Genomic DNA, 6,671 nt, shown 5'->3' on the forward strand with positions numbered 1-6,671 from the left:
TTCCCGTTCACGGGGCTTGCCTGAGCGCCCCCGCACCCCCAGATCGAAACCATGACTGATATCGCCCTGACGCTTGCCCAAGACCGCCTGCTGCGCCCCGGCGGCCTGGATACCGCCGGCCTGGAGCGCACCTTCGGGCAGCTGCTCGGCCCTGGTGTCGACTTCGGCGACCTATATTTCCAGCACGCCCGCCGCGAGAGCTGGAGCGTGGAAGACGGCATCGTCAAGGACGGCGCCCATTCCATCGAGCAGGGCGTGGGCGTGCGGGCGATTTCCGGCGAGAAGACCGGCTTCGCCTACTCCGATGACATCCATGCCGATGCGCTGCTGGCGGCGGCGCAGTCGGCGCGCGCGATCTCGCGCGAGGGCGGTGCGCAGACCGGACGTTCGCTGCTGCGCGGCAATGCGCGCGCGCTGTACCCGGCGCTGGACCCGATCGACGGCATCGGCAACGAGGCCAAGGTCGAGGTGCTCAAGCGCCTGGATGGCTACCTGCGTGCCGCCGACCCGCGCGTGAAGCAGGTGATGGTGAGCCTGTCCGGCGGCGTCGATACGGTGCTGATCGCCCGCAGCGACGGCGTGCTGGCGGCCGACGTGCGCCCGCTGGTACGCCTGAACGTGCAGGTCATCGTCGAACACAACGGCCGTCGCGAGTCCGGCTACGCCGGTGGTGGTGGCCGTTATGGCTACGAAGCGCTGTTCGCCAGCGGCCGCCCCGAAGCCCTGGCCCAGGAAGCGCTGCGCCAGGCGCTGGTGAACCTGGACGCGGTGCCGGCGCCGGCCGGCATGATGCCGGTGGTGCTCGGCCCGGGTTGGCCGGGCGTGTTGCTGCACGAAGCGGTCGGCCACGGCCTGGAAGGCGACTTCAACCGCAAGGGCACCAGCGTCTACGCCGGCCGCATCGGCGAGCGCGTCGCCGCACCGGGGGTGACCATCGTCGACGACGGCACCCTCGACGGTCGCCGCGGTTCGTTGAACATCGACGACGAAGGCCACCCGAGCCAGTGCACCCCGCTGATCGAGGACGGCATCCTGGTCGGCTACATGCAGGACAGCCTCAACGCGCGGCTGATGGGCATGGCCCCGACCGGCAACGGGCGCCGCGAATCGTTCGCGCACCTGACCATGCCACGCATGACCAACACCTACATGCGCGCCGGCGAGCACGACCCGCAGGAGATGATCCGTTCGGTGAAGAAGGGCCTGTACGCGGTGAACTTCGGCGGTGGCCAGGTCGACATCACCAGCGGCAAGTACGTGTTCTCGGCCACCGAGGCCTACCTGATCGAGGATGGCCGCATCACCACCCCGGTGAAGGGCGCGACCCTGATCGGCAACGGCCCGGAGACCATGCAGAAGGTGCGCATGGTCGGCAACGATCTGGCCCTGGACGAGGGCGTGGGCATCTGCGGCAAGGACGGGCAGAGTGTGCCCGTGGGTGTCGGCCAGCCCTCGCTGTTGATCGAGGGCATCACCGTCGGCGGTACGCAGGCCTGAGCGTGGCGATGGCCGCGGCCACCGCCCGGGCCGGCGCGGACTCAGTCCTCGTCGGCCTCGTCGACCGGATCGCCGGCGTGTTCGTCGCCCGCCGTCTTCAAGCCCAGCGCCGCCGGCAGCATCAGCGTACGCAGCACCTGGAAGATCTCGCGGTAGGCGCGCGGCGGCTTGTTCTTCGCCTTTTCGGCCTGCGCGTTGCGTACCAGGGTGCGCAGCTGCTGGCGGTCGGCCTGCGGGTAGTCGTCAAGCAGGGCGGCCAGCGCCTTGTCACCGTCGGCCAACAGGCGGTCGCGCCAGTCTTCCACGCGGTGCATCATCGCCACTTCGCGGCGGCCAGTCTCGCTGTTGGCGTCCAGCGCATCGCGGATCGCGTCCAGCGTTGCCTCGTCCTCGCGGCGCATGTGCTTGGCCAGGAACGCCAGCTGGCGCTTGTGGGCGATGTGGGCGGTGATGCGCTTGCACTCGGCGATATGCGGCAGCAGGTCTTCCGGGATCGGCAGGCGCGCCAGCTGGGCCGGGGTCAACGACACCAGCTTCTCGCCCAGGGCCAGGACGTCGAGCGCGTCGCGCCGGTTCTGGCTGCGGCTCTTGTCGTGGAATTCACCGGTTTCTTCGTCGCGTCCGCGCATCGTCCCTACCTGATCTCAAAAAAAGTCGCCCGGCGTGATGCCGGGCCCAACCTGTACAGGATAAAGCATTGAACGTGATCGCCCCTGAAGTGGCCGTCGGCGACGACAGCCCGGCCCGGCTGGAACGGCTGGCCGACCTCTCCCAGCAGCTGCTCGACCGCGCCCGCGCGCTGGGCGCCAGCCAGGCCGAGGTCAGTTGCAGCGAGGACCGCGGACTGGAGGTCAATGTCCGCCTCGGTGAGGTCGAGACCGTGCAGTCCACGCGTGACCGCGGCATCGCCGTGACCGTCTATTTCGGCCAGCGCAAGGGCAGTGCCAGCACCGGTGACCTGAACGAGGCCAGCCTGGCCGCTACGGTCGAGCAGGCCTGCGCGATTGCCCGGCATACCGAGGATGACCCGGCTGCCGGCCTGGCCGAGGCCGCACTGATGGCCACCGACTTCCCGGAGCTGGACGGTTGGCACCCGTGGGCGCTGCAGGCCGATGAGGCGGTGGACCTGGCCCTGGCCTGCGAGGCGGCCGGTCGCGAGGCCGACGCGCAGATCCGCAATTCCGACGGCGCATCGGTGTCGAGCATGCAGAGCCTGTCGGTGTATGCCAATTCGCATGGTTTCTTTGGTCGTGAGCGCGGCACCCACCATTCGGTCGGCTGCGCGCTGATCGCCGGGCAGGGCGATGGCATGCAGCGCGATGGCTGGTACACCAGCGCGCTTGCCCGGGAGGACCTGGAAGACGTGGGCCTGGTCGGCCGTCGTGCCGCCGAGCGCACCGTGGCCCGCCTGCAGCCGCGTTCACTGGCTACTGGCAGCATGCCGGTGCTGTTCGCCCCGGAAGTGGCGCGCAGCCTGGTCGGCCACCTGCTGTCGGCGGTGTCCGGCGGCGCCTTGTACCGCCAGGCCAGCTTCCTGCTGGACAGCGTCGGCCAACGCCTGTTCCCGGAATGGATGCAGATCGACGAGCTGCCGCACCTGCGCCGTGGCCTGCGCTCGGCCGCCTTCGACGGCGACGGCGTGGCCACCCGTAGTTCGGCGCTGGTCCGAGACGGCGTACTGCAGCGCTACGTGCTGGGCAGCTATTCGGCGCGCAAGCTAGGCCTGCAGACCACCGCCAATGCTGGCGGCGTGCACAACCTGCAGCTGGCGGCCAATGCCGGCCCGCTGGAAGAGATCGCCCGGCAGATGGGTGACGGCCTGCTGGTGACCGAGCTGATGGGGCAGGGCGTGAACGGGGTGACCGGCGATTACTCACGAGGCGCGGGCGGCTTCCGTGTCGAGAACGGCGAGATCCAGTACCCGGTGGACGGCGTCACCATCGCCGGCAACCTGCGCGAGATGTTCAGCAGCATCGAGGCGGTCGGCAGCGACGTCGACCCGCGCTCGCACATCCGGACCGGTTCGATCCTGCTGGGGCGGATGACCGTCGCCGGTAATGATTGATGGCATTGATGACGTAAGCTATGCGCGCCTGACGCAACCAGCTTGGTGCTGGTGGGTCAAGACCACCCAATGAAAAGGAGTTTTGTCGTGAGCGAATTCGATAACGTCCCGCCGCCGCCGGCAACCACCGATGCCCCGGCCGACCAGCGCACCATGGCGCTGGCTGCGCACCTGCTGGGCATCTTCACCTGGTTCATCGGCGCCCTGATCATCTGGCTGATCAACAAGGATGACGCCAGCAAGGCCTTCGTGACCGACCAGGCCAAGGAAGCGCTGAACTTCCAGATCACCGTGACCATCGCCATGGTCATCAGCATCATCCTGATGGTGGTGATCATCGGCGGCATCCTGGCGCCGATCGTGGGCATCATCAACCTGGTGTTCTGCATCATTGCCGCAGTCAAGGCCAACAACGGCGAAGCCTATCGCTACCCGTTCACCCTGCGCCTGATCAAGTAATACCGGCCGCATGCGCAAGCAGGAACGCCCGGCATTGCCGGGCGTTCCTGTTTGAGGGCAGCGCCACCGGCGGCGATCAGTGATCGCGTTCCACCGCCAGCGTTGCCAGCGCGCGCAGCGCATCGGCCTCTTCGCCATGGCCGGCCAACGTGGCCTGCATGCGTGCGGCCAGTTCGCGCAGCTGCGCCTTCGCGCCGTCCATGCCGAGCAGCGCGGGGAAGGTGCTCTTGTCCTGCGCCTGGTCCTTGCCGGCGGTCTTGCCCAGCTGTTCGGAACTGGCTTCGACATCGAGGATGTCATCGCGGACCTGGAAGGCCAGGCCGAGTGCATCGGCGAAACTGTCGAGCTGGGCCAGCTGCGGCTCGTGGGCCTGGCCGCACAGCGCCCCCATGCGCACCGCTGCACGGATCAGCGCGCCGGTCTTCAGCGCATGCATGCGGGTCAGTGCCGCCAGGGTCTGCTGCTGGCCGGTGGCATCGATGTCCAGCGCCTGGCCACCGCACATGCCGGAGGCGCCGGACGCGTGAGCGAGGGTCTGCAGGCAGGCCACGCGCAGCGTGGCCGGCAGCGGCGCATCGGCCAGCAGGCCGAAGGCACGCGTCTGCAGGGCGTCGCCGGCCAGGATCGCGGTGGCTTCGTCGAAGGCGATGTGGGCGGTCGGCTTGCCGCGGCGCAGGGCGTCGTCGTCCATCGCCGGCAGGTCGTCATGCACCAGCGAATAGGCGTGGATCAGCTCGACAGCCATCGCCGCCGCGTCCAGCTGTTCCGGCTGCGCGCCGAACAGGTGTCCACTGGCATACACCAGCAGCGGGCGCATGCGTTTGCCACCGCCCAGCACCGAATAGCGCATGGCCTGGTGCAGGCGCTGCGGTGCTTCGGCAGGCGAGGGCAGGGCGGCATCGAGCTGGCTTTCGATACGGTCGCGCCAGCGCGCGAACAGGGCTTCAGCCGTCATGGTTGGGCGGATCGAAAGGCTCGGCCGTTTCCGGCTGGGCCGGATCGCTGAGCAGGCGCACGCGCAATTCGGCCTGCTCCAGCGCCTGCTGGCACTGACGGTACAGACCGACACCGCGTTCGTAAGCACTGAGCGACGCTTCCAGGCTCAGCTCGCCGGTTTCCATCTGCTCCACCAGCTGTTCCAGCGATTCGAGCGACTGCTCGAACTGGGCGACCGGGGAGGCGTTTTCGGGGGACTTCTTGGCCATGCGGCAAGTGTGGACGGGCTGCGCGCGGGGGTCAATTCACCAGCCGCCCGGACGCCACTGCAGCTGCGCGTCGTGGGCCTGCAACCAGGCCTGCAGGGGAGCTGCGATGACCACGTCGGCGGCGGCAAGCAGCTGCGCTCCATCGAAGACCAGCGGCAGCTGGGCGCGTCGCCAGGGGGCAAGGTGTTCGCGTTGCAGGCAGTCCTTCAGCGCATGCGAATGCTGGCGACCGGGCAGCAGGATGCGTTCGCCGCCCACACGCGCACGGACCTGGAGCGGCCGTTCGAAGGCCTCGGCGCCGTGCAGGTGCAGCTGACCGCCATCGGGCAGCGCCAATGGCGCGCGTCCATCCCATCCGGCCTGCCAATCATGGGGAAGCGCCGGCAGTTGCGCGGGCAGGAGATAGGCATGATCGCGCCATTGCTGGATGGCATGATCGTGCCAGCGCACCCGCGCCTGGCGATCGTTGCTGGCTGGCAGCAGCTCGTCCAGCGCCTGCTGCAGCACCGTGGCCGGCAGTGGGGCGGCCCCATGGCCGATCACCCAGGCACGCAGCACGCGCGCGGCGCGGCCCGGTGACACCTGGCGCAGCAGCTGCAGCGACAGCACACGCGGTGCCACCTCCAGATGCGCGATCAGCTCGGCGTCCTCCTCGTCCAGCAGCTCGCGGGTCTGCCGGCAATGCAGGGCGCTGCCCGCCAATGCCGCGGCGGCGTGCGGCCAGCGCTGGCGCAGCAACGGCAGCACCTGCAGGCGCAGGAAATTGCGATCGGCGTGGTCGTCGGCGTTGCTGGGGTCTTCAACCCAGCGCAGCGCGTGCTGGTGCGCGTAATCGAGCAGCGCACGGCGCGGCACCGCCAGCAGCGGTCGCCACACACGGTGTTCGCCTACGCGGCTGTCTGCGGACATCGCGGCAAGACCATCGACGCCGGAGCCACGCAGGGCACGCAGCAGGAAGGTCTCGGCCTGGTCGTCCAGGTGCTGCGCCAGCGCCAGTGTTTCGCCGTCGCGCAGTTCGGTGGCGAACGCGGCGCGTCGCGCCTGCCGTGCTGCGCCTTCCAGGCCCAGGCCCGATGTGGGGTCGATCTGCACGCGATGCACGGCCAGTTCGATGCCCAGCGCTGCGCATTGCTGCTGGCAATGCAGCACCCAGTCGTCCGCATCGGGGTGCAGGCCATGGTGCACGTGCACCGCGCGCAGCGCCGTGCCGGAGGCCTTGGCGCTGCGCCACAGCCAGTGCAGCAGCACGGTCGAGTCGACACCGCCGCTGTAGCCCACCAGCAGTGGCGCATCCAGCAGAACGAGGGCAGGGAAGGCAGTCACGGCGGCAAGTATAGGGTTGCTCGGCAGGGCTGCGCCCTGCACCCGCTACGATCCAGAGCAACGGCAACAGCAACAGCAACAGCAACAGCAACAGCAACAGCAGAAGCTGGTTTCCTGAGGGT

Annotated in this window: 7 protein-coding genes; 3 read left to right on the top strand and 4 right to left on the bottom strand. The window is 68.9% G+C overall.

The genetic code is table 11. The annotated features are described in order from the left end of the window. Window positions 1–51: 51 nt before the first annotated feature. A complete protein-coding gene (gene tldD / locus VG561_RS16325) occupies window positions 52–1,497 on the top strand; it encodes a metalloprotease TldD (RefSeq protein ID WP_014647936.1) in 1,446 nt (481 codons plus the stop codon). A gap of 41 nt (window positions 1,498–1,538) precedes the next feature. On the opposite strand, the gene yjgA is transcribed toward tldD, so the two are convergent. Beyond that, on the bottom strand, window positions 1,539–2,126 hold the full coding sequence (gene yjgA / locus VG561_RS16330; protein ID WP_014647935.1) for a ribosome biogenesis factor YjgA: 588 nt from the start codon (window positions 2,124–2,126) through the stop codon (window positions 1,539–1,541). 68 nt (window positions 2,127–2,194) lie between these two features. Here yjgA and pmbA point away from each other — a divergent pair, with 68 nt between their 5' ends. Both pmbA and VG561_RS16340 read left to right on the top strand, forming a co-directional pair. Then, window positions 2,195–3,562: a metalloprotease PmbA gene (pmbA, locus tag VG561_RS16335; protein WP_014647934.1), complete on the top strand. Its 1,368-nt coding sequence runs from the start codon at window positions 2,195–2,197 to the stop codon at window positions 3,560–3,562. A gap of 87 nt (window positions 3,563–3,649) precedes the next feature. Further along, window positions 3,650–4,021: a DUF4870 domain-containing protein gene (locus VG561_RS16340; protein ID WP_014647933.1), complete on the top strand. Its 372-nt coding sequence runs from the start codon at window positions 3,650–3,652 to the stop codon at window positions 4,019–4,021. Between the two features lie 76 nt (window positions 4,022–4,097). Here the strand turns inward: VG561_RS16340 and VG561_RS16345 are convergent, their stop codons facing one another. Genes VG561_RS16345 through tilS form a run of 3 tightly spaced genes read right to left on the bottom strand, consistent with a single transcriptional unit; the run spans window position 4,098 to window position 6,549 of the window. Further along, window positions 4,098–4,976: a polyprenyl synthetase family protein gene (locus VG561_RS16345; protein ID WP_197574842.1), complete on the bottom strand. Its 879-nt coding sequence runs from the start codon at window positions 4,974–4,976 to the stop codon at window positions 4,098–4,100. Beyond that, complete coding sequence (locus tag VG561_RS16350; RefSeq protein WP_014647931.1) at window positions 4,966–5,226, bottom strand: exodeoxyribonuclease VII small subunit; 261 nt, start codon at window positions 5,224–5,226, stop codon at window positions 4,966–4,968. Before VG561_RS16350 ends, VG561_RS16345 begins: the two co-directional genes overlap by 11 nt. 36 nt (window positions 5,227–5,262) lie before the next feature. Beyond that, the gene (gene tilS / locus VG561_RS16355; protein ID WP_197574840.1) at window positions 5,263–6,549 is read right to left on the bottom strand and encodes a tRNA lysidine(34) synthetase TilS; all 1,287 of its coding nucleotides are present in this window, start codon (window positions 6,547–6,549) and stop codon (window positions 5,263–5,265) included. Window positions 6,550–6,671: the final 122 nt, after the last annotated feature.

The sequence above is a fragment of the Stenotrophomonas sp. CASM110 genome, from assembly GCF_049384345.1.
GTDB classification, from domain to species: Bacteria; Pseudomonadota; Gammaproteobacteria; order Xanthomonadales; family Xanthomonadaceae; genus Stenotrophomonas; species Stenotrophomonas muris.